Source organism: Streptomyces caeni (assembly GCF_042678285.1).
Taxonomy (GTDB): Bacteria; Actinomycetota; Actinomycetes; order Streptomycetales; family Streptomycetaceae; genus Streptomyces; species Streptomyces caeni.
This window is the reverse complement of sequence record NZ_JBHUDX010000096.1, coordinates 56,399-57,571: the sequence shown is the minus strand read 5'-3', so window position 1 is coordinate 57,571 and position 1,173 is coordinate 56,399. Positions and strand designations below refer to the sequence as shown.

The 1,173-nt window shown below is 71.8% G+C and carries 2 protein-coding genes and 1 pseudogene; all 3 read right to left on the bottom strand.

What is annotated here, in order from left to right; genetic code table 11:
- Positions 1-34: 34 nt before the first annotated feature.
- Complete coding sequence (locus ACFSL4_RS31095; RefSeq protein WP_381090270.1) at positions 35-430, bottom strand: DUF742 domain-containing protein; 396 nt, start codon at positions 428-430, stop codon at positions 35-37.
- A 9-nt stretch (positions 431-439) separates the two neighbouring features.
- Positions 440-880 carry a roadblock/LC7 domain-containing protein gene (locus tag ACFSL4_RS31090; protein WP_381090267.1) on the bottom strand — a complete coding sequence of 147 codons (441 nt, stop codon included), beginning with the start codon at positions 878-880 and terminating at the stop codon, positions 440-442.
- A pseudogene (locus ACFSL4_RS31085) lies at positions 877-1,173 on the bottom strand (histidine kinase); the annotation flags it as partial. The gene ACFSL4_RS31090 and the pseudogene ACFSL4_RS31085, both read right to left, overlap by 4 nt.

The window sequence follows — 1,173 nt, the reverse complement described above, 5'->3', positions numbered from 1 at the left end:
CGCGTGCCGGCCGGCAGCGCGTGCGGGCCCTGCCTCACAGGGCCCGCAGGCCGTTGATCACGTCACGCAGAATGCTCTCGTCCACCAACTCGGCGGGCGGCACGGGACGTGACACATGGACCAGTTCACCGTCCACGAGGTCGCCGATGAGGACACGCACCACGCCGATGGGGAGATCGAGTTCGGAGGCGAGTTCGGCGACCGACTGGGGCGTGTCACGGCACAGTTCGACGATGTCCTCGTGTTCCGGGGACAGCGACGGATCCGTCTCGGGACCGTCCGTCCGGGACTGCGCGACGACCACGGCGATCAGGTCGAGACGGTACTGGGCCGCATGGCTGGTGCGGCCGCGCGTCATGGCGTACGGGCGCACCACAGGTCCGGCCTCGTCGTCGAACCAGTGGCTGTTCGCCTGACCCTCTCCGCTCATACCATCCCACTACCCACCCGAGGAAAGATCGGTGCGCGGAGCGGACCCCAGATGTACACCGACCCGCTTCACCAGGAGCGTCATCTCGTACGCCACCTGTCCGATGTCGGAGTCGGCGTCCGCCAGGACGGCGAGGCAGCTGCCGTCGCCGGCGGCCGTGACGAACAGGAACGCCGCGTCGAGTTCGACGATGGTCTGGCGGACGCCCCCGGCGTCGAAGTGCCGGCCGACGCCCTTGGCGAGGCTGTGGAATCCGGAGGCGACCGCGGCGAGGTGCTCGCTGTCCTCCCGGCTCAGCTCGTCGGAGACCCCCGTGGGCAGGCCGTCGCCGGAGAGCACGAGCGCCTTGCGGATGCTGGCGACGCGCTCCACCAGATCGTCGAGGAGCCAGTTCAGCCCTCCCGACTCGTTGCCGGTCACGGTGGGCCCTGCGGCCTTCGGTGCGGTCATCGACCGTCCCCCTTTGTCGTTCCTCGTGCTGAGCCGTCCCGGGCCTGGTCGCCCTCGGCGTTCTCCTCGCGGCCGCGCTCCCATCCCCGCTGGAGCGCGGCAAAACGGCTGCGGACCTCGTCGGCGTCGCGCTCGGCGGAACCCGCGCCGTCCGCGGTGCGGGACCGCTCGCGCTCGCCACGCCGGTCAGGGCCCTCCTTCAACTGCGGGGCCAGACTCGCCTGCCGCACCCGGCGGGGCAGGGCGTCCGCGCCCGAGTCCGCCGCTTCGGCCTCGCCGTCCCGCTGCGCCGC

Bases quoted from the DNA above. Each gene is read 5' to 3' on its own strand.
- ACFSL4_RS31095 (WP_381090270.1), bottom strand. From the start codon at position 430: ATGAGCGGAGAGGGTCAGGCGAACAGCCACTGGTTCGACGACGAGGCC.
- ACFSL4_RS31090 (WP_381090267.1), bottom strand. From the start codon at position 880: ATGACCGCACCGAAGGCCGCAGGGCCCACCGTGACCGGCAACGAGTCG.